At 75.1% G+C, this 22,672-nt stretch carries 22 protein-coding genes; 12 read left to right on the top strand and 10 right to left on the bottom strand.

What is annotated here, in order from left to right; genetic code table 11:
• Window positions 1-7 precede the first annotated feature (7 nt).
• Window positions 8-244, top strand: a complete 237-nt coding sequence (locus tag QSK03_RS23215; protein ID WP_285657208.1) for an FmdB family zinc ribbon protein — start codon at window positions 8-10, stop codon at window positions 242-244.
• On the opposite strand, the gene QSK03_RS23210 is transcribed toward QSK03_RS23215, so the two are convergent.
• Window positions 241-1,122: an aldo/keto reductase gene (locus tag QSK03_RS23210; RefSeq protein WP_285657207.1), complete on the bottom strand. Its 882-nt coding sequence runs from the start codon at window positions 1,120-1,122 to the stop codon at window positions 241-243. The two genes, QSK03_RS23215 and QSK03_RS23210, sit on opposite strands and share 4 nt — an antisense overlap.
• A 100-nt stretch (window positions 1,123-1,222) precedes the next feature.
• On the opposite strand from QSK03_RS23210, the gene QSK03_RS23205 reads away from it, so the two are divergent.
• On the top strand, window positions 1,223-1,786 hold the full coding sequence (locus QSK03_RS23205; protein ID WP_285657206.1) for a TetR/AcrR family transcriptional regulator: 564 nt from the start codon (window positions 1,223-1,225) through the stop codon (window positions 1,784-1,786).
• Window positions 1,787-1,847: 61 nt separating this feature from the next.
• Window positions 1,848-2,249, top strand: a complete 402-nt coding sequence (locus QSK03_RS23200; RefSeq protein WP_285657204.1) for a 6-pyruvoyl trahydropterin synthase family protein — start codon at window positions 1,848-1,850, stop codon at window positions 2,247-2,249.
• On the opposite strand, the gene QSK03_RS23195 is transcribed toward QSK03_RS23200, so the two are convergent.
• Entirely contained in the window at window positions 2,246-2,794 is a 549-nt protein-coding gene (locus QSK03_RS23195) for a L,D-transpeptidase (RefSeq protein WP_285657202.1), read from the bottom strand. The genes QSK03_RS23200 and QSK03_RS23195 overlap by 4 nt on opposite strands.
• Before the next feature lie 263 nt (window positions 2,795-3,057).
• Between QSK03_RS23195 and QSK03_RS23190 the strand changes: the two genes are divergently transcribed.
• On the top strand, window positions 3,058-5,319 hold the full coding sequence (locus QSK03_RS23190) for a transglycosylase domain-containing protein (protein WP_285657201.1): 2,262 nt from the start codon (window positions 3,058-3,060) through the stop codon (window positions 5,317-5,319).
• A gap of 43 nt (window positions 5,320-5,362) precedes the next feature.
• Here QSK03_RS23190 and QSK03_RS23185 read toward each other — a convergent pair whose 3' ends face one another.
• On the bottom strand, window positions 5,363-6,565 hold the full coding sequence (locus tag QSK03_RS23185; protein ID WP_285657200.1) for an amidohydrolase family protein: 1,203 nt from the start codon (window positions 6,563-6,565) through the stop codon (window positions 5,363-5,365).
• Between the two features lie 101 nt (window positions 6,566-6,666).
• Here QSK03_RS23185 and QSK03_RS23180 point away from each other — a divergent pair, with 101 nt between their 5' ends.
• Window positions 6,667-7,212 carry a GNAT family N-acetyltransferase gene (locus tag QSK03_RS23180; RefSeq protein WP_285657199.1) on the top strand — a complete coding sequence of 182 codons (546 nt, stop codon included), beginning with the start codon at window positions 6,667-6,669 and terminating at the stop codon, window positions 7,210-7,212.
• A 32-nt stretch (window positions 7,213-7,244) separates the two neighbouring features.
• Here QSK03_RS23180 and QSK03_RS23175 read toward each other — a convergent pair whose 3' ends face one another.
• On the bottom strand, window positions 7,245-7,760 hold the full coding sequence (locus QSK03_RS23175) for a DinB family protein (RefSeq protein ID WP_285657197.1): 516 nt from the start codon (window positions 7,758-7,760) through the stop codon (window positions 7,245-7,247).
• 26 nt (window positions 7,761-7,786) lie between these two features.
• On the opposite strand from QSK03_RS23175, the gene QSK03_RS23170 reads away from it, so the two are divergent.
• From QSK03_RS23170 to QSK03_RS23155, 4 genes are all read left to right on the top strand, one after another.
• Window positions 7,787-8,818 (top strand): glycosyltransferase family 4 protein, encoded by a 1,032-nt coding sequence (locus QSK03_RS23170; protein WP_352232028.1) that lies wholly within the window; start codon window positions 7,787-7,789, stop codon window positions 8,816-8,818.
• On the top strand, window positions 8,749-9,672 hold the full coding sequence (locus QSK03_RS23165) for a class I SAM-dependent methyltransferase (protein ID WP_285657195.1): 924 nt from the start codon (window positions 8,749-8,751) through the stop codon (window positions 9,670-9,672). The genes QSK03_RS23170 and QSK03_RS23165 overlap by 70 nt, the downstream gene beginning before the upstream one ends.
• 217 nt (window positions 9,673-9,889) lie before the next feature.
• Window positions 9,890-10,873, top strand: a complete 984-nt coding sequence (locus QSK03_RS23160) for a lysylphosphatidylglycerol synthase transmembrane domain-containing protein (protein ID WP_285657193.1) — start codon at window positions 9,890-9,892, stop codon at window positions 10,871-10,873.
• The gene (locus tag QSK03_RS23155; protein WP_285657192.1) at window positions 10,822-11,433 is read left to right on the top strand and encodes a histidine phosphatase family protein; all 612 of its coding nucleotides are present in this window, start codon (window positions 10,822-10,824) and stop codon (window positions 11,431-11,433) included. Before QSK03_RS23160 ends, QSK03_RS23155 begins: the two co-directional genes overlap by 52 nt.
• Here QSK03_RS23155 and QSK03_RS23150 read toward each other — a convergent pair whose 3' ends face one another.
• The 6 genes from QSK03_RS23150 to QSK03_RS23125 all read right to left on the bottom strand — a co-directional run bounded on the left by QSK03_RS23150 (window position 11,434) and on the right by QSK03_RS23125 (window position 14,923).
• Window positions 11,434-11,598 carry a hypothetical protein gene (locus QSK03_RS23150; RefSeq protein ID WP_285657191.1) on the bottom strand — a complete coding sequence of 55 codons (165 nt, stop codon included), beginning with the start codon at window positions 11,596-11,598 and terminating at the stop codon, window positions 11,434-11,436.
• A 140-nt stretch (window positions 11,599-11,738) separates the two neighbouring features.
• Window positions 11,739-11,864: a hypothetical protein gene (locus QSK03_RS23145; RefSeq protein ID WP_285657189.1), complete on the bottom strand. Its 126-nt coding sequence runs from the start codon at window positions 11,862-11,864 to the stop codon at window positions 11,739-11,741.
• A 99-nt stretch (window positions 11,865-11,963) separates the two neighbouring features.
• On the bottom strand, window positions 11,964-12,743 hold the full coding sequence (locus QSK03_RS23140) for an NAD-dependent epimerase/dehydratase family protein (RefSeq protein ID WP_285657370.1): 780 nt from the start codon (window positions 12,741-12,743) through the stop codon (window positions 11,964-11,966).
• A 6-nt stretch (window positions 12,744-12,749) separates the two neighbouring features.
• On the bottom strand, window positions 12,750-12,905 hold the full coding sequence (locus tag QSK03_RS23135; RefSeq protein ID WP_285657187.1) for a hypothetical protein: 156 nt from the start codon (window positions 12,903-12,905) through the stop codon (window positions 12,750-12,752).
• A gap of 287 nt (window positions 12,906-13,192) precedes the next feature.
• Window positions 13,193-14,200 (bottom strand): glycosyl hydrolase family 18 protein, encoded by a 1,008-nt coding sequence (locus QSK03_RS23130; protein ID WP_285657185.1) that lies wholly within the window; start codon window positions 14,198-14,200, stop codon window positions 13,193-13,195.
• 48 nt (window positions 14,201-14,248) lie between these two features.
• A complete protein-coding gene (locus tag QSK03_RS23125) occupies window positions 14,249-14,923 on the bottom strand; it encodes a response regulator transcription factor (RefSeq protein WP_285657184.1) in 675 nt (224 codons plus the stop codon).
• A 577-nt stretch (window positions 14,924-15,500) separates the two neighbouring features.
• Between QSK03_RS23125 and QSK03_RS23120 the strand changes: the two genes are divergently transcribed.
• The 3 genes from QSK03_RS23120 to QSK03_RS23110 all read left to right on the top strand — a co-directional run bounded on the left by QSK03_RS23120 (window position 15,501) and on the right by QSK03_RS23110 (window position 22,642).
• Window positions 15,501-18,974 carry a patatin-like protein gene (locus QSK03_RS23120; RefSeq protein ID WP_285657183.1) on the top strand — a complete coding sequence of 1,158 codons (3,474 nt, stop codon included), beginning with the start codon at window positions 15,501-15,503 and terminating at the stop codon, window positions 18,972-18,974.
• A 174-nt stretch (window positions 18,975-19,148) separates the two neighbouring features.
• Window positions 19,149-20,627, top strand: coding sequence for a hypothetical protein (locus QSK03_RS23115; RefSeq protein ID WP_285657182.1), 1,479 nt, complete (start codon window positions 19,149-19,151; stop codon window positions 20,625-20,627).
• Window positions 20,624-22,642, top strand: a complete 2,019-nt coding sequence (locus QSK03_RS23110; protein WP_285657181.1) for a hypothetical protein — start codon at window positions 20,624-20,626, stop codon at window positions 22,640-22,642. Before QSK03_RS23115 ends, QSK03_RS23110 begins: the two co-directional genes overlap by 4 nt.
• Window positions 22,643-22,672: the final 30 nt, after the last annotated feature.

Here is a 22,672-nt window from a genome sequence, read left to right as displayed (position 1 = left end):
GCGGACCATGCCGCGCTACGAGTTCCGCTGCCGGACCTGCGCCTCGACGTTCGAGGTCGAGCGGCCGATGCAGGCCTCGGGCGACCCCGCCGACTGCCCGGCCGGTCATGACGACACCGTCAAGCTGCTGACGACGGTCGGGCTCGGCGGCATGGCGCGGACCGCGTCGCCGCCCGCACGCCCCGCCATGGCCCCGGCTGCGGGCGGGGGCTGCTGCGGCGGCGGGTGCTGCGGCGGAGGCTAGGACAGCTCCGCCATCGCCTCCGCGTCGAGCAGGAGACCGCCCGCGGCGACGTTCTCCTCGAGGTGGGCGACGCTGCGCGTGCCGGGGATGAGCAGCGTCTCCGGGGCATGCGCCAGCAGCCAGGCGAGCCCGACCTGCGAGGGTGTCGCCCCGAGCCGCTCGGCCACGGAGATCACCGCGGGCAGGTCGGTGACCTTCGGCGTCCCCGGCCAGCTCGAGCCCAGCGGGAAGTAGGGCACCCGGGCGATCCCGTGCTCGCGGCAGAGGTCGAGCACCGGCTCGGTGGTGCGGTCGACGAGCGAGTAGGCGTTCTGCACGCAGACGATCCCGGCCGGCAGCGCCCGGCGCAGCTGGTCGGCCGAGACGTTCGACAGCCCGATCGCGCCGATCGTGCCCTCGTCGCGCATCCCCATGAGCACGGCGAGCTGGTCGTCGAGGTCCACGACCTGGTCGCCCTCGGCGATGAGGCCGGGCGGCATGTCGGCGCGGCGGAGGTTGACGACGTCGAGGCGGTCGACCCCGAGCGTCGTCAGGTTCGCCTCGACCTCGGCGCGCAGCTCCTCGGGCCGCTGGGCGAGGCGCAGCTCGATCTCGCCGCCCGGGTTCGCCGTCGCCCCGACCTTGGTGACCAGCACCAGGTGCTCGGGGTAGGGCGCGAGGGCGGCGCGGATCCGGCGGTTGACGGTGCCGTCGCCGTAGAACTCGGCGGTGTCGAGGTGGTCGACGCCGAGCTCGACGGCGCGGCGCAGCACGGCGACCGGCTCGTCGTCGGCGTCGGCCCAGCGCAGCTGCATGGCGCCGAAGCCGACGCGGGCGACGGACCGGCCGGCGAGGGTCGCGAACCCACCGGGGTGCGGGCGTGTGTCGGTGGTGGTCATGACGGCTCCCGTTCGGCGGTGGCACACTGGTCGTCGAAAGCGGAGGACCCTCCGCTCACGGAGTCGACGCTAGCACGGAAACGGAGGTGCCTCCGTTTCGATGGCCGAGGAGCCGCGGCTGCGCGCCGACGCCCGCCGCAACCGCGACAACCTGCTGCACGCCGCCGCCGCGGGGTTCGCCGCCGGTGACGACCCGACGCTGGAGAAGATCGCGCGCGACGCGGGCGTCGGGATCGGCACGCTCTACCGCCACTTCCCGACCCGCGAGGCGCTGGTCGAGGCCGTCTACCGCGCCGAGCTGACGGCGGTCGGCGAGAGCGTCGACGACCTGCTCGCGACGCTCGCGCCGGCGGAGGCGCTGCGCGCCTGGATGGACCGCTACGCCGAGTTCGTCACCACCAAGCGCGGGATGGCCGACACCTTCCGGGCGATGGTCGCCGACGGGACGGTTGCGGCCCCGCAGACGCGCGAGGCGATCGACGGCGCGGTCGGCCGGTTGCTGGCGGCGGGGGCGCGCACGGGCGACCTGCGCGGCGACGTCGACGCCGACGACGTGGTCACGATGCTCGTCGGCATCTTCGTGGCGACCCAGGGCTCGACGGACCGCGTCCGCCTCGGCCGCCTGCTCGACCTCGTGGCGGCGGCGTGCGCTCCGCGCCCGTGAGCACTTCGGCGTGCTCGGGCACTCTGAACTGCTCACATGCCCGTAGGGCACAGTGGCGGGCATGTTCGCCGTCACCGTCCGCGACCACATCATGATCGCCCACAGCTTCCGTGGCGAGGTCTTCGGACCGGCGCGGGCGCTGCACGGCGCCACGTTCGTCGTCGACGCGACGTTCCGGCGTGGCGAGCTCGACGCCGACAACATCGTCGTCGACATCGGGCTCGCCACCGAGCAGCTCCACGACGCCCTGGCCGACCTGACCTACACGAACCTCGACGAGCACCCCGAGTTCGCCGGCGTGAACACCACGACGGAGTTCCTCGCCCAGGTGATCGCGCGCCGCCTGGCCGAGCGGGTCCGCGACGGACGGCTCGGCCCGCACGCAGGCGGGCTCGCCGGCATCACGGTGACGCTGCACGAGTCGCACGTGGCGTCGGCGTCCTACGAGCTGACGCTCGCCTAACGCCGGATCTCGACCCGGCTGCCCTCCTGCAGGGCGTTGAACACCGTGCGGGCGTCGTCCTGGTCGAGGTGGATGCAGCCGTTGGAGTTCCGGGCCGTGTCACCCGTGTGGAACGCCCGGCCCTCCTGGTCGAAGAAGAGCGAGTAGGGCATCGGGACGTCCCGGCCGCTCTCCTTGCTGACGTGGTGGCGCTCCTTGCGGTTCACCGTGAAGTCGCCCGTCGGCGTGGGGTCGTCCGGGGTGCCCGACGTGATCGACATCGGGTCGCCCGTGGCCTCGCCGTCGTTCATGAGCCAGGCGTGGTGCTCGCTGAGGTCGACGCAGATGTCGGCGCGGTCCGAGCACGGCGGATCGTCGGGGCTGAGGACACCGCCGGGCTGGGCCTGATGCGCTGACGGCTGGGCGGGCTGGGCCTGCTGCGGGGCGGGTGCGGCGTTCGCGAACGGCGCGGCGCTCAGCACGGCCACGGAGGCCATGCCGAGCGGGGCGAGCGTGGTGCGACGGAACGTCCGGGTGTCAGGGGAGCGACGGTGACGTCCCACCATGGCGTGCCTCCTCGTCGGTCGGGGTCGACGCGGTGTGCAAACGCGTTCCCCGGCACGGTCGCACGCAACCCCGCCGTCGCCGGGACGGGGGGCGGGCGCTGGGCGGGCGCTGCCCGGCGGGGACGCGGGAGGCGCCGGGGTTGCTGTCACGAGGATCTCGCAGGGGATTTGCGACGGACTGCGCCCATGACGTCCGATCTGCGCGTTTTTGCAGGTCACCCGCTCACGGCGGACCGATCCGGACAGGCGCATCATCGGCGTCCGTGCGGAGATCGGTGACGCTCGGGGCGCGCATGCTCGCGATCGCGGTGATCGGCGGCCTGCTGGTCGCCGGTCTGGTCTATCCCCTCGTCGGGGGCGCCGGGCAGCTCGCCGCGTCGGCCGTGGGCGGGGTGGAGACGACACAGCCCGGGGTGCTGACCGGCGACATGCCGTCGGTCACGACGATCACCGACGACGCCGGCGCGCCGATCGCGTACCTCTACGACCAGAACCGCCAGTCCGTGGCGTCGAACCAGATCTCGCTCGCCATGAAGGCGGCCATCGTCGCGATCGAGGACCGGCGGTTCTTCGGCGAGTCCGGGCTCGACGCGCGCGGGGTGCTGCGGGCGCTGGTGAACAACTCGAGCGGCGGGTCGACCCAGGGCGCGTCGACCCTCACCGAGCAGTACGTCAAGAACTACGACGAGTACGTCGCCGCGCAGACGCCGGCGGAGCAGCTGCGCGCGACCGCCCCGAACCTCGGGCGGAAGTTCCGCGAGGCCGAGGTCGCCGAGCAGCTCGACCACAGCGTCTCGAAGGACCAGATCCTCACCTGGTACCTCAACGTCGTCTCGTTCGGGAACCAGGCGTTCGGTGTCCAGGCCGCGGCCCGCACGTACTTCGACACCACCGCCGACAAGCTGACCGTCCCGCAGGCGGCGATGTTGGCCGGGATGGTGCAGAGCCCCGCGCAGTACGACCCGGTGCGCCACCCCGCCGCCGCGACGGGCCGGCGCAACGTCGTGATCCAGCAGATGGCCGAGCAGGGCGACATCACCCCGGCCCAGGCCGCGCAGGCCACCGCCGCGCCGCTCGGCGTCGACCCGGCCCTGCACGGGCTCACCGAGGGCTGCATCGGCGCCGGCGACGCCGGGTTCTTCTGCTCCTACGTGCTCGACTACCTCGCCCGCAGCGGGATCTCCACCGACGAGCTGCGCCGCGGCGGCTACACGGTGCACACCACGATGAACCGCGCCGCGATGGACCAGGCGAAGGCCGCGGTCGACGGCGAGGTGCCCCCCACCCAGCCGCACGTCGCGGACGTCCTGTCGATCGTGTCGCCGGGAGCGAGCTCCCACCACGTCACGGCGATGGCCGCCAACCGGGGCTACGGGCTCGACGCCTCGCAGCTCCAGACCACCTACGACCTGCCCGGCACGCCGGAGAACCTCGGCGCCGGGTCGGTCTACAAGATCTTCACGTCGTCCGCGTACCTTGCGCAGGGCGGCGGCATCTCGAACATCATCCCGGTGCCCGCCAACGGCTACGCCTCGCCGCTGACGCCGGGCTTCGTGGTGTCGAACGACGGCGACTACCCGCCGCAGCTCTCGCTGCAGGACGCGCTCGCGCAGTCGCCGAACACGGCGTTCGTCAAGCTCGAGGAGACGACCGGCATCGCGCCCGTCGTCGACATGGCGGTGCGGCTGGGGATGCGCTCGCTGGCCGAGTCACCCGGCCCGGGCCAGCCGTCGATCGCCGACACGGTGAAGGCGCAGAACCAGGCGTCGTTCACGCTCGGCGTCGCGCCGACGAGCTCGCTGGAGCTCGCCAACGTCGGGGCGACGCTCGCGAGCCACGGCGTCTGGTGCCCGCCCAGCCCCGTCTCCTCGGTGACCGACGCGGCCGGGGCTCCGGTGCCGGTGAACGAGGCCGTGTGCGAGCAGGCGGTGCCGGGCCCGCTCGCCGACACCGAGATGACCGGCCTGTCCAAGGACGACCAGCCCGGCGGCACCTCGGCCGCCGCCGCGACCACCGCCGGCTGGAACCGCCCGACCGCCGCCAAGACCGGCACCACGCAGACCTCGGAGTCGGGCGCGTTCGTCGCCACGACGCCGGCCCTGTCTGCGGCGGCGATCACCTTCGACGACTCGTCGTCACCGCGCCCGATCTGCACCGGCAGCCCGCCGACGACGTGCGGGACGGGCAACCTGTTCGGCGGCACGACCCCGGCGCAGACCTGGTACCGGGCGATGACGCCGATCCTCGGGGCGAGCCCCGTCCAGCCCCTGCCCACGCCCGACCAGCGGTTCGTCACCGGCGGGCGGCTGACCGACATCCCCGCGGTGATCGGCGATCCGGGCGCCCAGGCGAGCCAGGAGCTGCAGCAGGCGGGGTTCGTCGTGGCCACGAACTCGGTCGACAGCCGCGCGCCCGCGGGCACGGTGATCGGCGAGAACCCACTGGGCGGGGGCGTCGAGGGTCAGACCGTCACCGTGACGACCTCGTCCGGCCGCCTCACCCCGCCGCCCGGTCCCCCCGGCTGAGCCCTATGTGAGCGAACGTCGGGGCCATAGCCCCGAAGTTCGCTCACGTAGGGACGTGGTCGCGGCCGGCGGCGACGACGAGGCGCAGGCGGCGCAGGGCCTCGACGTCGCGGGTGGGGTCGCCGTCGACGGCGAGCAGGTCGGCCGCGTAGCCGGGCGCCAGGCGCCCCACGCGGTCGCCGAGCCCGAGCACCGCCGCCGCCTCGGTGGTCGCCATCGCCAGCACCGCGGCGTCCGACCACCCCGCCGCGCGGTAGAGCGTCAGGGTGTCGACGACGTCGTCGAAGACTCCCGGTCCGGCGCCCGCGTCGGTGCCGACGACCATCCGGATGCCGCGGGAGGCGTTCCACGCCAGCCGGGCGAGCAGCCCGTCGAGGTCGCCCTCGGGCGGCCAGCTCCGCCAGCCTCGCGCCCGCGTCGGCACCAGCACCGCGCCGGCGGCGGCGATCGCGTCCGCCACCTCCGGCCGGGGATCGGTGGCGGGCGCCGCGCCGGGCGAGGCACCGGGGCCGCTGAGCCAGCCGCCGTGCTCGATGGTGTCGACGCCGGCGCGGGCGCAGGCCGCCATCGTCGCGGTGCCGTGGGCGTGGGCGGCGACGGGCAGCCCCGCCTCCCGGGCGGCGTCGACCACCACGGCGAGGGCGTCGTCGGAGAACTGGGTCTCCCACGGCCGCGGCGAGGTCGGGGTGAGCATCCCGCCGCCGGCCATGACCTTGATCCAGTCGACGCCCGCGGCGGCGCGCTCGGCCACCGCCTGCCGCAGGTCGCCCGGGCCGTACACCTCCCCGCCCAGGAACCAGCAGTGCCCGCCCGGGGTGGTGATCGGCGCGCCGGCGGTCAGCACCCGCGGGCCGAGCGCCCCCGACGTCCGCCACGCCGCCACGACCCCGTCCCGGTCGCCGAGGTCGCGGGCCGTGGTGACGCCCTCGTCGAGCAGGCGGCGCGCGTTGCGGGCGACGGCCGCGGCGAGGTCGGCGGTGGGCCGGTCGGCGGGCGGGGCGACGGGGTCGCGCTCGGGCTCGAAGGCCAGGTGGACGTGCGCGTTCACCAGGCCGGGCACGAGGGTGGCGCCGAGGAGGTCGACGCGCTCGGCATGCGGGTACCGGTGAGCGAGGACCTCCGGCGGGCCGACCGCGGTGATCACGTCGGCATCGACCACCACCGCGCCCGGGGCCAGCGCGGGCTCGTGCGGGCCCGGCACGACCCGGGACGCCACGAGCAGACGTGGCGGCCCCGACGCGGTCACGTCCGGCGACGCTACCCACGGACGGGCGGGACGCTCGCCCGCCGACCGGGCGATCATGATCGATTGATCGCCTACCGCCAGTATTGTGCAACACTGCGGCCATGGCCGTTGCCGTCCCTGCGTGCACCGTCACGCTCGCCCGTCCCGATCAGCTCCCGGCCATCGAGCGGCACATGCGCGGGATGCTCGAGCGCGAGCTCGGGGGCTACGACCCGGCGCTGCACGCGGACGTCGACGACCTCGCCGCGACCTACCTCGACCGCCCCGGCTGGGCCCTGCTCGTGGCCGTCGACGCCGCGGGGGAGCTCGCCGGGACGGCCTCGGTCCAGGCGGGCGGGGCGGCCCCCGAGAACCTGCCCGACTGGCTGGCGGCGCGGTACGCCGCGGGTGTCACCGGCCAGGTCTGCCGCGTGTGGGTGGACCCGGAGCACCGGCGTGGTGGGTTCGGGCGGGCGCTGGCCCTCGCCGCGATCGAGCAGGCGGTGGTCGAGGGCTACGACCCCATCTGCCTGCACACCAACGCCTCGGTGCCCGGCGCGCTCGCGTTCTGGCGCAGCCTCGACGAGGTCGTCGAGGTGCACGACGCCCGCCCCGACCCCTGGTCGACGGTGCACTTCGAGGTCGACCGGACCCGCCTCGATACGTGAGCAGTTGGCGCCCCGGGAGGGGCGCCAACTGCTCACATGGGGGCGATGTCCGCGACGTGGTGCACGCCCTCGTGGGCGGCCTGGCGCAGGAGCCAGCGGGCGGTGCGCTGCTCGTGCGGGAGACGGGTGCACACGCGGTCCCAGTCGGCGTCGCCGTAGCGCGCGACCTCGCGCAGCAGCCCCGGCGTGACGGTGTCCAGCTCGTCGAGGACCTCGGCGACGTCGTGGTCGTCGTAGCGGAAACGGCGCGCCCGCAGGTCGTTGAACATCGGCTCGAGCGCCGGGCGGTCCTCGGTGCGGACGCGGTGCAGCCGGATCGTGAAGGTCATCGCGACGTCGCGCAGGTGGCAGACGTACTCCGCGACCGACCACACGTCCGGCGCCGGGCGCCCGTGCCACCGCGCCGGGTCGAGCGCCTCGACGGCCTCCCGGGTCCGCGCCGGCGTCGCCGCGACCAGCTCGGCAGCCCCCTCGATCGACAGGTCCGCGAAGCGCATCCCGCAGGGCTCGCAGACGTGGTCCTCGGTGGTGAGGGGCGGCAGGCTCACGCCAGCACCGTAGGCATCCTGGGGTGGTGCGCGCGCTGACGTTCGTGAGGCCGGTCGCCGACCCGGCGCTGGTCAGCGGCGGCGACGTCTACGACGCGCGGGTGATCGCCGGGCTGCGGGAGGACGGCCGGGCGGTCCACGATGCCCAGGTCGAGGGGACGTGGCCGCGGCCCGGCGCCACGGCACGACGGGCCCTGGACGACGTCCTGCCCGACGGCGACGGGCCCGTGCTCCTCGACGGGCTCGTGGCGTGCGGGGTGCCGGACGTCGTCATCCCCCACGCCGCCCGGCGCCCCCTCGCCGTGCTCGTGCACCTGCCGCTGGGGGAGGAGTCGCCCGACCTCGACGCCGGGGAGGGGGACGTCCTGCGCGCCGCCGGCGCCGTGGTCGCCACCAGCCCCTGGGCCGCCCGCCGCCTGCGGGAGCGCCACGGCCTCGCCGACGTCGCCGTCGCCACCCCCGGCGTCGACCCCGCCCCGCTCGCTCCCGGCACCGACGGCGCGCACCGGCTGCTCTGCCTCGGCGCCGTGACGCCGACCAAGGGCCAGGACCTCCTCGTCGCCGCCCTCGCCGAGCTGCGCGACCACCCCTGGACCTGCGACCTCGTCGGCCCCGTCGGCCGCGCCCCGGACTTCGTCGCCGACCTGCGCGCGACGATCGCCCGCCACGATCTCGGCGATCGCCTCCGTATCCCCGGCCCCCGCGCGGGCGTCGACCTCGACGAGACCTGGCGACACGCCGACCTGCTCGTCGCGCCCTCGCGGGTGGAGACGTACGGCATGGTGGTGGCCGAGGCCCGCGCGCGGGGCATCCCCGTCGTGGCGAGTGCGGTCGGTGGTCTTCCGGAGACCCTCGGTGCGGGCGGGACCTTAGTCCCCGCTGAGAACGTTCCCGCGCTCGTCGTAACACTGCGCCGCTGGTTCGACGAACCCCTGCACCGTTTTGGGCAGCGTCTCTCAGCGAGATCCACACGATGCACGCTTGCCGCGTGGACGCAGACGTCGCGACGGGTGCAGCAGGTGCTGGCGGACCTGCACACCCCGCCGACCCCGGGCTGAGCAGCGAGCCCACCGCACCCCGCCCCCGCACGCCGGAGCACGCCCTCCCCGGGGCCCCGGCGGCGAGTGACTGGCTCGCCCTGCGCGAGAAGGCCGACGCCGAGGCCCGGGCGATCGACCTCGTCGAGGACCTCCGGGCCGGGCACCCCGCCCCGGGCCGCATCCTCGACCTGGGTGCCGGCACGGGCTCGATGGCGCGCTGGCTGGCGCCGCGGATGCCGGGCCCCCAGCACTGGGTGCTCACCGACCGCGACCCCGCGCTGCTCGCCGAGGCCCACGACCGGCTCCCGACGGCGGCCCGCGACGGCTCCCCGGTCACCGGCGAGGTCCGCCGGGTCGACATCACCACGCTGCGCGCCGAGGACCTCGCCGGCCACGACCTCGTGACCGCCTCCGCGCTGCTCGACGTCCTCACCGCCGAGGAGGTCGACGGGCTCGCCGCCGCGTGCGTCGGAGCCGGCTGCGCCGCGCTGCTGACGCTCACGGTGGTCGGGCAGGTCCGGATCGAGCCGGCCGAGCCCCGCGATCTCCCCGTCGCGGCCGCGTTCGACGCCCACCAGCAGCGGGTGGTCGGCGGGCGCCGCCTGCTCGGCCCGGACGCCGCGACGGCCGCGGAGGACGCCTTCGCCCGCCACGGCGCCCACGTCCGCTCCCGGTCGAGCCCCTGGCACCTCGGGCTCGACGACGTCGACCTCGTCGTCGCCTGGCTCCACGGCTGGGTGGCGGCGGCCGCCGCGCAGGACCCCGACCTCGCGCGGCACGCCGACGCCTACCTCGCCCGCCGCCTGGAGGCCGCCGAGGAAGGCCGGCTGCGCGTCACCGTCGGCCACCTCGACCTCCTCGCGATGCCCTGACCCCCTGACCCCCTGACCCCGCAGACCTCCCCGAGCACGCTCCCCGCACGCTCCCCGCTCCCCGTCTGGATCTCCCTTGCCGCTCCCCGCGACCGAGCTCCCCGTGCCCCCGACCACCGCACCCGCCGTCCCCGGGCCCCGGACCAGCCCCGAGAACGACCCGGTCTCTTCCGCAAAGCCCTCCCACGACGCCCGCCGACGCGTCACCCTCGGCGGTGTGGTCCGTCTCGTCGTCGGTCTGGGCCTGCCGGCCCTGCTCGTCGCGCGCCTCGGCGCGGGCGGGGTCCTCGACGCCCTGTGCGGCATCACCCCGCTGACCGTCGCCGCGGCGCTCGCCCTCGGCGCCGTCACGACCATCGCCGGCGCCGCCCGCTGGTGCGTCGTCGCCGCCGGTGTCGGGCTCCCGCTCCCGCTGCGCGCCGCGACGGCCGACGCCTACCGCGCGACGCTGCTGAACTCGCTGCTGCCCGCCGGCGTCCTCGGCGACGTCCACCGCGCCGTGCGCCACCACCGCCCCGGCGACGCCCGCGGCGCCCGCGCCGTGGTGATCGAGCGGGTGGCCGGGCAGGTCGTCGTGGTCGCGGTCGGCCTCGCGGTGCTGTTCGCCCGCCCGGCGCTGCTGCACTCGCTGGTCGGCCCGGGCCTCGGGTTCGTCGCCGGCGGTGTCGCCCTGGCGCTCGTGGCCGCCGGCGTGTGGATCGCCACAGCCCGCCGCGCGGCGCGCGTGCGGACCGCCGTGGTCGCCGCGCTCGGCGACGTGCGCGAGGGTCTCGGGCGGCTGCGCACCGCGCCCGCCGTGCTGCTGTTCTCGCTCATCGCGCTCGGCGGGCTGCTCGCGCTGTTCGTCCTCGCGGCCCGCGTCGCCGGCGTCGAGGCGCCGCTGGGGCAGCTGTTGCCGCTGGTCACGGTGTCGCTGCTCGCGATGTCGGTGCCGCTGACCGTCGGTGGCTGGGGCCCGCGGGAGGCCGCGGCCGCGGTGGCGTTCGCCGCCGTGGGGCTCGACCCGGGGCAGGGCCTCGCGACCTCGGTCGTCTACGGCGTGCTGGCCCTGATCTCGTGCTTGCCGGGCGCCCTCGTCCTGCTCGTGGACGCCGTGGGTCGCCCGAATGCGCGCGGGTGGGTCTCGCTGGCGCCGTTACCGTGGCGTACGTGCTCACCCTCGTCCGCCACGGTCAGAGTGAGGCCAACGCCCGCGGGGTGATGTGCGGTCGGTCCGACCCGCCGCTCACCGAGACGGGGCGCCGGCAGGCCGGCGCGCTCGCCGCCGGTCTGCCGCGGCCCACCCGGCTCGTCTCCAGCCCGCTCGCCCGCGCGCGCGAGACCGCGTCGCTCTTCGGGGCGGACGTCGACGTCGAGGTCGACGCGCGGTGGACGGAGATGGACTACGGCGAGCTCGACGGCCAGCCGATGACGGCGCTGGACGGCGACGCCTGGCGCGCGTGGCGGTCGGACCCGGAGCACGTGCCCGCCGGCGGGGAGTCGCTCGCCGCGGTCCGGGCGCGCGTCGCGGCGGCCTGCACGGACCTGGCGGCCGACGCGGCGACCGGCGAGGTGGTCGTGGTCAGCCACGTCTCGCCGATCAAGGCGGCGATCAGCTGGGCGCTCGGTGTCGGGATCGACATCGCCTGGCGGATGTTCCTCGTCGACGCCGCGGTGTGCCGGATCGACACGAGCGGCTCGGTGCCGGTGCTGCTCGCCGTCAACGACGAGGGGCCGCTGCACCAGGGGATCGAGCCCGCGGGGACGATCCTCCCGGCGTGATCAGGCGCGGGAGTGCCGTCCCGCGGCGACCGGCACGATCGTCGTGGCCGCGGCGCGGAGCCGCCCGAGGTAGGCCTCGGCGCTCAGCGCGACCGGGCGGATGATCCCGGTGCCGGCGGTGACGCCGATCGAGCCGGCGGTCTGCGGAGCCGCGTGCTTGGCCATGTGAACCCCCCGGAGCTGCGAGCCGGCGTCGGCGCCGGCGGATGATCCGTTCTCGTGGATCGAGCACGGATCGTTACTCCGATCACGGCAACCCACCAGAACGTTCCCTCGTTCGAGTGACGACCGGTTGCCGGAAGCGCTCAGTGCCGGGTGGTCCACTGCCGCTGGTCGACGGTGCCGTGCGCGGCCATGCTCACGAAGGGGGCCGCCAGCCACGCCGCGGCGCCCGCCGTCGCGCCGGCCACCGCCGTCAAGAGAATGCTCATCGCAGGCAACCCCCGGGCTCGTTGAACGTCTGAGTACCTCTACGCGCACTGTCGCACCGGGGCGGCTCCTGCGTTACCGGCCGGACGGGGGGTTGAGGGTCACCGGTTCGGACCTCGCGCCGGCGCGCCGACCGCGTCGCGACAGCTCACGACCGAAGGGCGGCCAGGTCGGCGTCGGTCATGAGGTGGGCGAGTTGTTCGGGCGTGGTCTGGGCTTTCCACCCCAGGTCGCCCGACCGTGTGGGCGACGAGCGCGGCGAGCTCGGCGATCGGGACGTCCTCGCCGACGCCGATGTTGATCGGCGCCGGGTCGTCGTAGGTCTCCAGCAGGTGCAGGCACGCCGAGGCGAGGTCGTCGACGTGGAGGAACTCGCGGCGCGGCGTCCCGGTGCCCCACACCGTCACCGTCGGCGCACCGGAGACACGCGCCTCGTGGAACTTGCGCATCAGCGCCGGCAGCACGTGGGATTTCTCGAGGTCGAAGTTGTCGCCCGGCCCGTAGAGGTTCGTCGGCATCGCCGAGATCCACGACCGCCCGTACTCGCGGCGGTAGGACTGCACGCCCAGGATCCCGGCGATCTTCGCGATCGCGTAGGCGTCGTTGGTGGGCTCGAGCGCGCCGGTGAGCAGCGAGTCCTCGCGGATCGGCTGCTCGGCGAACTTCGGGTAGATGCACGACGAGCCGAGCAGCAGCAGCCGGGTGACCCCGACGCGGTGGGACGCGTCGAGCAGGTTGGCCTGGATGCGCAGGTTGTCGTGCAGGAACTCGACGGGCTCGGCCGCGTTGGCCGCGATCCCGCCGACCCGCGCGGCGGCGTCGACGACCACGGCCGGGCGCGTGTCCTCCAGGAACCCGACGGTGGCCCCGAGATCGCGCAGGTCGACCTACGCCGAGCGCACCCCGACGACGTCGGTGAAGCCGGCGCCCCGCAGGTGGCGCACCACCGCGGAACCGACGAGCCCCGACGAGCCCGCGACGAAGACGCGGGCGTCGCGCGGCAGGGCCCGGCCGGGCTCCCGGCCGGCGAGCGGATCCTTCATGCGTTCCCCCAGAGTGACGGATGTCGGCAGAGCCCCAGCGCTGGTTCACGACCGTGGCTGTGCGACGTCGAGTGAGATCCTGCGGCTGACCCGGATCGACGCGCACACCGCCCCGGGTTCGACGCTTCTGCGGCGTCGCGCCGCGGAGCAGGCCCAGATCGAGGGCTCGGAGCTGCGGGTGGTCAACGAGGTCCTCGGGCACCTCGGGCTCTTCGCCGTGAACCCCGACGACAGGCCGCACATCGACCGGCACCTGACCGAGCTGATCGCCGAGCCGGCCCCCTGACTCACGAACCGGCCAGCTCACCCCAGACCCGCGGATCGGGTGGCGCGGTGAGCCACAGCAGCAACCCGTGCACCCCGGCCTCGGCCGCCACGTACCGTTTGGCGGCCAGGCTGCGGGCATCTTCGAACCACACCTCGTGCGCCGTGCCGCCGGGTTCGCGGCGCCCGAACCACGGCGCGGCGCTCAGCGGGTCCCAGCGCACCTCGCCCCCCGCGAGACGGTCGGCGAGCGCGAGGGCGTCGCGGTGGCCGATCGGGGCCCCGCTGTCGCCCGTCCACCGGTAGCCCGTGGTCGCGACACCCATGACGATCTTGTCGGCCGGGACGAGGGCGGTCGCGTAGGTCAGGACGGCACGGATCCAGTCGACCGGCGCGACCGGCCCGGGCGGAGTGGTCGCCCAGTGGCAGTCGAGGGTGCGCAGCCGCAGCTCGTCGACGACGGCTCCGAGCGCGCCGTAGTCGTGGGCGGCGTCGTGCTCGTCGCCGTCGCGGTCGTGGGTCTTGGCGCCGACGGTGACGGCCAGCCGCGCGCCGGTGTCGTGGAGGGCCTGGGCGAGGTCCGCGGCGTAGGCGCTGAAGGCGTCCCGGTCCTCGGGACGGACCGTGACGAACTCGATCTCGACCCCGGCGTAGCCGTGGCGTCGCACGAGGTCGACGACGGCGGTGACGTGACGGGCGGTCCGGAGGGGGTCGCGCAGCATCCGCGGGACGACGTCGGACCGGTCGTCGCCGAACCGGTCGGTGATCCCGGGCAGGACGGAGCACGATGCGGCGCGCAGCGTGGCCACCGCTGCGGCGGCCGCCGGCGCCCCGGCCAGGAGCTCGACGGTGTCGTCGTGTGGCCCGATCCGGTAGAGGCACGGCGTGACGCTGTCCACGACGTCGGTGTGCTCGGTGACCAGCCGCGTCGCCCCGGCGAGCGCGTCGGGCGGCAGGGACGCCACCACGTACGGACGCCGCGGGGCGGTCGTCGGGCCGTGGTCGGCTCGCGCCGGCGTCGGCGTCCTCATCATCCTTCCGCCGCAGGTCGGCCTGGACGACACGGCCGGCCCGTGGCCTCAGGCATACCGCTCCGTCGTCGGGTCGAGAGGGTCGTGCGCGGCACCGGTGTCCGGCACCAGGCCGTGGCGGGCCGCGTAGGCCACGGCCTCCCGCCGCGTGTGCACCCCGAGCTTCGTCATCACCGCCTGCACGTGGGTGCGGACCGTCGTGACACTCACCGCGAGCGCCTCGGCCATCTGCGCCGTGCCGACGTCCTGGACCAGCAGGGTGAGGCACTGCTGCTCGCGGGTGGTCAGGTGGATGGTCGGGGCCGGACGACCGCGCGGTTGCGGCACGCTGGTCCAGCGCGGCGGCAGCTCGACGACCTTCTCCCCGGCGAGCGCCCGGCCGATGGCGCCGAGCAGGGCGGAGGCGCCACGGGTCGTGTGCACGAACCCGTGCGCCCCGAGCGCGAGCGCCACATGCGCGAGACCGGGATCGGCATCGGCGGTGATCACGAGGATCCGCGTGTCCGGCGCCGCCTCGGCCAGCTCGGTCAACAGTGCGAACCCGTCGCCGTCGGGGAACCACCGGTCGAGCAGCAACAGATCGGGCTGCCGGTCGACGACGACCTGCCGGACGCCCGCGACGGTGCCCGCGACGGCGACGACGCACCCTTCGTCGTCGGCCAGGACGGTGGCGAGGGCGTCGGCGACCGCGGTGTGGTCCTCGCCGAGGACGATGTCGGGCACGGGGTCACCCCCGTCACGCGGAGCGACGACCCCGTGCCCGACACCTTCGGCGGGCACTGCGCTGCGACGACCCCGTGCCCGACACCTTCGGCGGGCACTGCGCTGATGAAGGCCACCCCGAACCCCCTGCCCCCGCGGCCGCCGGACGACGGAAGTGGCTGCCTCGCCCGCGACTCGTGGGGTCCATGCTAGTGACGCCACGCGATGTCTCACGAGTCCGAACGGCGCAGTTCTCCGTGCATTCCTGTACACGTGACGACAGCACCGTGCACAACTGGTCGCTGCAGGTCATCGCGTGCGCCGAATGGATAAGTCCCACATCACGCAATCAGCCCGTCGAACGACGCGGATGCCCCGGCGACAGTTCTCCGAACGACGTTCCTGTTCGCTGTGCGTGATGTCCGAGACATTGTGCGGGCGACACGCGTGTTCCGACCTCGACGAGTCGAGCCGTGAGCGATCCACTACCCAACGAGGTCGGCGTCCCACCTCGACGGCCTCGTCCTTCACTCGAATGCGGGAAACAATACCGTTGTGAAGTGATTCACAGCAGCGCTCCGTGGCCTACCTTCCTCTCATGGAGGGTACGGGGGCCGAGAAGCAGCGGCGCACGCTGCGTCTCGCCCTCGCGATGCGCGGCGGCGTCAGCCTCGCGGTGTGGATCGGCGGCGCCGTCGCGGAGATCGACGTGCTGCGCCGCCGGGGCGTGGAGCCGCCTCGCCCCGCCGACGGCGCACGGCCCGCGGAGCAGGACGCGATCTCCCGGCAGCGCGGGCACGCCTATCAGCAGCTGCTCGAGCTGTGCGGCTACGGCGCCGTCGAGGTCGACGTCCTCGCCGGTGCCAGCGCGGGTGGGCTGAACTCCGTCCTCTACGCCACCGCGCTCACCCGCGGGACGACGATCGACCACCTCGACCGCGTCTGGGTCGGCATCGGCGGGCTGTGGCGGATCCTGCGCGGGCACCGGTTCCTCGACCGCGAGGTGTCGTCCCTGCTCGCCGGCGACGGGTACTTCGCGCCCGAGCTGCACCGGGCCCTGCGCTCGCTCGCGCACCGCGAGCACGCCGCGGAGCTCGTCGCGACGAACGTCAGCGTCGATCTGTCGGCGACCGTGCTCGACGCCGGCCCGGGCGAGGAGGCGAACGCGCGCGACGGCCGCGGGCACATCCACCTCGACCGGCGTCCGGCGCCGGCCCTCGGGCCGGCGACCGAGAACCCGATGACCGACCTGCCCGACCTCGCCGCCCTGCGCGACCCGCAGCCCGCCGACCGGACGCTCGAGACCTTCGCCTACGCGGGCCGCACGACGTCGTCGTTCCCCTACGCCTTCGAGCCGGCCCGGGTCCGCAGCACGAGCCCGCCGTACGCGACGACGGCCACCGGCAGCGGGGATCTCGCGCCGGTGGAGATGTCGCGGTGGTTCGGCGCGCACCGGCCGGCCGGGGCGGGGGAGAGTGAGGTGCCGCCGTACCACGTCGTCGACGGCGGCGTGCTCGACAACATCCCCGTGGACCGCGCGCTGCGGGCCATCCAGGCGATGCCCGCGGGCGGCCCCACCCACCGCACGCTGCTGTTCCTCGACCCCGACCCGGCCTCGCCGACGACCCCGCCGAACGCCTTCGGCGGCGCGGTCGCCGTCGTGCGGCGGGTGACGACGATCCGGGGCCGCGGCGAGCAGCTCTCCGACGAGCTCGACGCGATCCGCACCCACAACGAGCGTGAGGGCGCGATCGACGGCCGCTTTGCCGTGCTGGCGTCGGCCGCGCAGCTCGAGGTGCCGGGCCCCGAGGAGTACGCCCGCATCCGCGACCGCGCCGACGCGCGCTGGGCGCTGGAGCTGCTGCGGGCCCCGGCCCAGGCGCAGCTCCGGTCGCCCTACGACGCGCTGGCCGTGCCGGCGCTCGCCGTCGACCTCGACGAGACGCGGGTGGCCGCGGCGTTCGCGGACGGGGCGGCGCGGGGGAGCCGCTGCCACGACGTCGTCGCGCTCGCCGACGCGACCGCCCTGCTCATCGACTGGACCCGGCGCCTGCAGGACCGCGCCCGCCCGAAGGACGGCGACCGCCTCGCCGCGATCAAGCGCCACCTCTACCGCGTGCGGCTGCTGTGCCGCGTGTTCCGGCAGCGTCAGGAGCGCGGGTTCCTCGCGTGCTACTGGTCGTTCCCCGACGGCACGCCCGCCGCCGACCTCGCCACGACGCGGCTGCGCGCCGCGGTCGCGACGCTCGGCGGCGCCCCGAGCGACCGGGCGACCGCGGCCGCCGCGATCGTCCAGAACGGGGTGATGAACGAGGAGGACGTGCTCGTCGAGGTCGGGCGCTACGTCGCGTCGGGCGACGCCGTCGACCCGCGCGCGACGGCCCTCCTCTGGGAGTCGCTCGAGCGTCGGCGCCAGGAGCTCGCCGACCTCACCCCGGACATGCGCGACGACCCGGACCTCGTCGCCGGGCGCCTCCACGGCTACGCCGTCCTCGCGGTGGACGGGGAGGGCACCGACCTCCCGACGATCGTCTCCGCGTTCACCGCCGCCGACGCCGTCCCCGCCACCAGCGCGCTCGTCGACGTCCACGTCGTCGGCGGCAACGCCGCGGTCCCCGACCCGACGCGGTTCCCGCACCTCGTGGCCGCCGCCCGCCGCGACTGGATCGAGGAGACGCTGCGCGGCGACGGGCCGCGCGCCGACGAGCGCCTGGCACCATCGGCGGCCGAGCTGCTCACCGCCTCGACGAAGCTCGCGGGCAACAGCGCGGCCAACTTCAGCGGCTTCCTCGCAGCGCGGTGGCGCCGTAACGACTGGTGGTGGGGGCGCCGCGACGCCGCGGTGACGCTGGTGGACGTGCTCGTCGGCGCGGCTGCCACGCCGCCGACCTCCGCGCAGCTGGACGCGGTGACCGCCGAGCTGGTCGCGGCCCCGGAGTCCGACGGGCTCGACACGGATGACCACGACCGCGCCCTGGACCGTCTGCGACGGGCCGTCGCCGACTCCGTCGACCGCGAGCTCGCGGCCGGGCCGGACGGCGGCCTGCCCGCCACCGAGGGCGCCGAGCGCTTCCGCAACCTCCGGCCCGTCTACCTCACCGGCCTCGCCACCCGCGCCGCCGACCTGAGCTGGCAGGCGCTGATGAACGGCGTGCGGGCCGTGCCGAGCCGCTGGGGACGCGGCGCGGCGCGGACGGCGCTCGCGGTCGGGCGCCCGCTCGTCGTCCTCGCGCCGCTGGCCGTCAACGCGGTGCGCGCGATGGTCGTCGCCGCGGCCGTGTTCGCGACGGCGGGCCTGCTGGGCGGCCTCGGCGCGCCGGGGGAGGGCCGGCCGTTCTTCTGGACGAGCGCGGTGATCGGGCTGGCCGGGCTGGCCGTCGTCGCCGGACTCCTGCGGCACCTGCGCGCGAAACAGGACGCGCGGTGGGGGCTGTTCGACCTCGGCGATGCCGCCGAGCGGGAGGCGTGGCAGGACGCGTACGGGTTCTTCCGCGAGCGGGCGCTGTCGCGCGCGACCTGGATGACGCTCGGCGGCGTCGCGACCGTGCTCGTCCCGCTGGTCGCCGTGCCCGCCTTCCCCGGCGCGACCCGTCCGGCCGCGGGCGGCGTCATCGCCCTGCTCGCCCTGGTGTGGTGCGTGACGGCCTACCGCGCGGCGACGACGGGCCCGGCCGAGCGCACGGTCGGGTGGAGCGAGCGCGACCGGCGGTTCCGCTATGTCGGGATCGCGCTGGCGGTGGTCCTGGCGCTGGTCGGGCTCGTCGACACCACGCCGTTCATCCCGCCGGGTCTCGGCGTCGCCCTGGCGGTCGGGCTGCTCGCGGCCGGCGCCACCGCGACCCTTGCCGGCGGCTGGGCGCGGTGGGAGATCGTCCTGATCTCGTCGGTGCTGGTCGGCGCGGGGACCGGGATGGTCGCCCGCGCGCCCGTCGCGATCGGCCTCGTGGCGCTGGCGTGGCTGGAGCTCGTGTCGCTGGCGTCGGTCTGCTGGGCCGAGAACGACCAGGTCGACGCGCAGGACGGTGAGGAGGAGCTGATGCGCGCCGGAGCGCAACGGAACGTCATGCCGTAGTACCGCTCGTCGCCATCAGACGACCGTTCATCCCGATGGCGGCGTTGACGGACCCGGAGAAGCTCTCGACGATGACAGAGAGTTTCGGACTCGGGATCCGGTCATCACCTCGGGGGGCGCAGCATGCTGCGAAAACGACCGGCCGCCGCGAGGGGCCGGACGGACCCCGAGCCCGTGGCCACACGCGAGATCTTCGTCGACGCGGAGCCGCGGCGCGTGGTCGTCGAGGAGGAGTACCACCTCGACCAAGAGATCTCCGAGCACCGCTCGACCGTATGGGGCGAGAAGCAGCCGCGGGGGAGCATCGAGTGGCAGGTGCCCTACGACGGTCCGCGGCTGCGCCACGTCGCACGGTCGACCGCGGCCACACGCCGGCTGTTGCGCTTCCGGGACGCGGTCGTCGTGGGGCGGCTGGCCGTCACCGACCACGAGGACACCGACCTCGCCGCCGCCGCACCCCTCGGCGAGAACCACGACACCGTGGCTCTCACCCTGCCCACCCACCCGGCGGCGTTCCCGCACGGCGAGGACCTCGCCACCGGCCGGCACGAGGCCCGGGGCCGCGTTGACTACCGCCCGTGGGGCGCGGCCGACGAGCCGGACCTGGACGTCTTCCCCGTCTCCTGCGAGATCGGGATCGACGACCCGGACACGACCGACGACGAGGCGCGCAGGGTGCTGGACCTCGACGAGCTCCGCCAGGTCGACATGGACGCGGCCCACAAGCTGATGGAGCACGCGACCTTCCGCGGCGAGCTCGAGCTCGCCGTCGAGGTCTGCGTGACGGTGGACGCGCCGCGCCGGCGAGCGGTGGAGCCGCCGGTCGTCCGACGGGTATCGGTCGAGCTCCCCCATCTCACTTCGGCGGACCCGGACTCCCTGGAGCTGCGGTTCTCCCGCCGACGGGTGACGTTCCAGCACCACGCCCCGACGCGCTCGGTCGAGTGGCGCGACATCCCGACGGCCGTCGAGGAGGAGCACGAGGACGACCGCGGGAACGACGCGCGCCGCCACCGTTTCCGCTCGACACGCATGCGCCTGGCGCTCGGGCAACCGGGTGAGCTGTTCGACCGTCGCGAGCTCGCGGTGCACGTCGAGGTCGAACTGCCCGGCTACCTGCTGTCCGGGACGCAGGTGAAACTCTTCGACGCGGCCGGCTCACCGGTCGCCCCACCCCGGCGACCCGTCTGCCGCACGGTCGTCCACTCGACCTGCACGGTGGTCCTCGACGACGCGTTCGCGCACCGACGGTTCTCCCCGTTCCAGAGCATCTTCTTCGACGAGCTCGTTCCCGAGCAGCGACGCGTCGGGGACGTCAAGTCCGTGCTCGAGATGCTCGGGTTCGAGGTCGAGCCGGAGCAGAACTACGACCCGCCCGGTCCGGGCGAGCTCCTGTCCGCCCTGCGCGGCGTCCGCGGTGAAGGCGCGACGAGCAGCGGTGTCGTGGTCATCGTTCGAGGCCGCCGAGCAGCGACCCATCGGCGCTCCCAGCAGGGGACGGAGCACCAGTACTCGAGCCGGCTCGACAGCGGGGACCTCACGCTGTTCGTCTGGGGGTGGGCCACCGGCGACGTCGCCCAGCTCATGCGGCGCATGAACGAGCTCCACCGCGCCCTCCGCGAGCGCTTCCGCCCGCTGAGGTCGCGACGATGACCGCCGCACCGGACCCCGAGGTTCGGCTCCGGTCCGGGGAAGCGCGGTGCGATGTCTGCCTCGCGGGCCCCGTCGAGGCCGTCTGCAGCGGATGCCGCGCGCGGCTGTGCCGCGCGCACGACGCGATCCTCGACCCCGTCGGTGGGCTCCCCTTCGGTCGTGCCGCGCGGATCCGGCGTACCGCGTGGGCGGCGTCGGCCGGCCCGGACGCGTCCGGGGCCTCGCGTCCCGATGCGGTGAGGCCGCCGGGCGCCCGGCCCGCCGACGACGCCGACGATGACGACGAGCAGGACGATGAGCGCCCGTCGTCGCCGGGCTCGTCGGGCGGCGGGAACGCCGGCGGCGCCGCGCGGTCGGACCGCCCGAAGCCCACGACCGGGCCGGTGGCCGGGGCGACCACGACGGCATTCGCCGCGCTCGGGGCCACGCCACCGCCGTCACCTGCGCCGGGCTGGGAGGCCGCCGACCGTCAGGCCCGCGCGGAGGATCGCCATCTCTGCCCGACGTGCCTTCCCCTCGATCGCCGGTGGGACGCGGAGCTGCTCGCGGCCGGGTCGACCGGGGTGCTGGCGGTCGGCGCCTTCGCCTCGTCGTTCCTCATCCCCGCGGCGGTGCTCGGCGCGGTCGCCGTGGGGCGCGTCGGGGCGCGGCTGACGCGAGCGCGGACGACCGGCCGCTGCCGGCGCCGTCTCCCGGCGTTCGTCGCCGCCGACCCGCATGTGCGGAAGGTCCGGATGACGGAGACGGTCGAGACGCGCGCCCGGTTGCATCCCGACCAGCGCTACGAGACCGCGGAGACGACCGTCCGGGGCGAGGTGTGGATCGACGCGTCGTGGACCCGATCCGGCGGGGGCGCGGCCCTGGCGAAGGCCGCCGGCGCCGATGCCGACGTCGTCGCGGTCGGTCATGTCGTGCTCCAGGGGCCCGGGGCGCTGCGGCTCGACCTGACGCCGGGGCAGATCGTGACGGGCGACCGGGTGGTGAGCCTCGTGCCGTCCCGCGCGGACCCGGCCCAGGGGCTGCCCTCGGCGGCCCTGCCCACCGGCCCGTGGCCGGTGACCGTGGCGTACCTCCCCGATCCGGAGAGGGCGGCGCGGGCCGTGGACGTGTGGGTGACGCCGACGATCGGCCCGGACTCGGTCCGCCGCACGCTCGAGCTCGATGTCGGTTGGCGTACGCGCGGCGAGGAGCGCTACGAGACCGGTCTGGCGCTCAGGAAGCTCGACCTCGTCCGCGTCGAGATTCCCGAGAGCTGGGGGCGGATCGAGCAGCCCTCCCATCCCGAGATCGCGACGATCGGGCGCGACGACGCCGGCACGCGCGTGGTCGAGTGGAGGAACGTCCGGGTCGAGCCGGAGAACCTGCGGGGCGTCGACGTCCGGTTCCGCCGCCGCGGGCAGGAGCAGGACAAGAGGCTGGTCGACGAGTTCACCGCGGGCAGGACGTACGGGACGATCCCGCTCGCCCTGCGCATGGCCGGCCCGATCCCGCACGACGCGGAGCTCACCGCACGGGTCGAGGCCCGGTTCACCGGCGCGGTGTCCGGGCTCACCGGCGCCGCGGTGCACTACGCCGGCGGCGGGCAGCGCCCCGAGGGCCGCAAGGCGGCGACGATCGGCCCCGCCGAACCGCCCCTCGCCCAGGGGCCCCGCGACGCGACCGGACCCCTGGAACGCGCACGGGCACCGCAACGCCGCGCCGACCACACGCGTCCTGCTCGACCTCGACCTGAACCTGGAGGGGGCGCGCTACCAGACGATGCGCACCGTCCCGGACAGGGCGGAGGGCGAGAGCGACCAGGACACCACCGAGTTCCCCGGCACGGTTCCCGACCACGACACCGTGGCGCTCCTCGTGGACGCGCTCAGCGAGGGCGGCTACTACGTCAAGCGCACGGTGGAGAACCGGCCGCAGGTGGGGGGCACGTCCTCGAGCCTGACCCGCTCGTGGGACATCGGTGGCCGTTACTACTTCGGTGTCTACCCGGTCGACTTCGACATCCAGCTCACGGGTGAGGAGCCGGCCGTGCCGGGCGCGGGCCGTGG

It is taken from the genome of Actinomycetospora sp. NBRC 106375, from assembly GCF_030269665.1.
Lineage (GTDB): Bacteria > Actinomycetota > Actinomycetes > Mycobacteriales > Pseudonocardiaceae > Actinomycetospora.
Note: the sequence above shows the minus strand (reverse complement) of the source record. Positions and strands in the feature narration are given on the sequence as shown.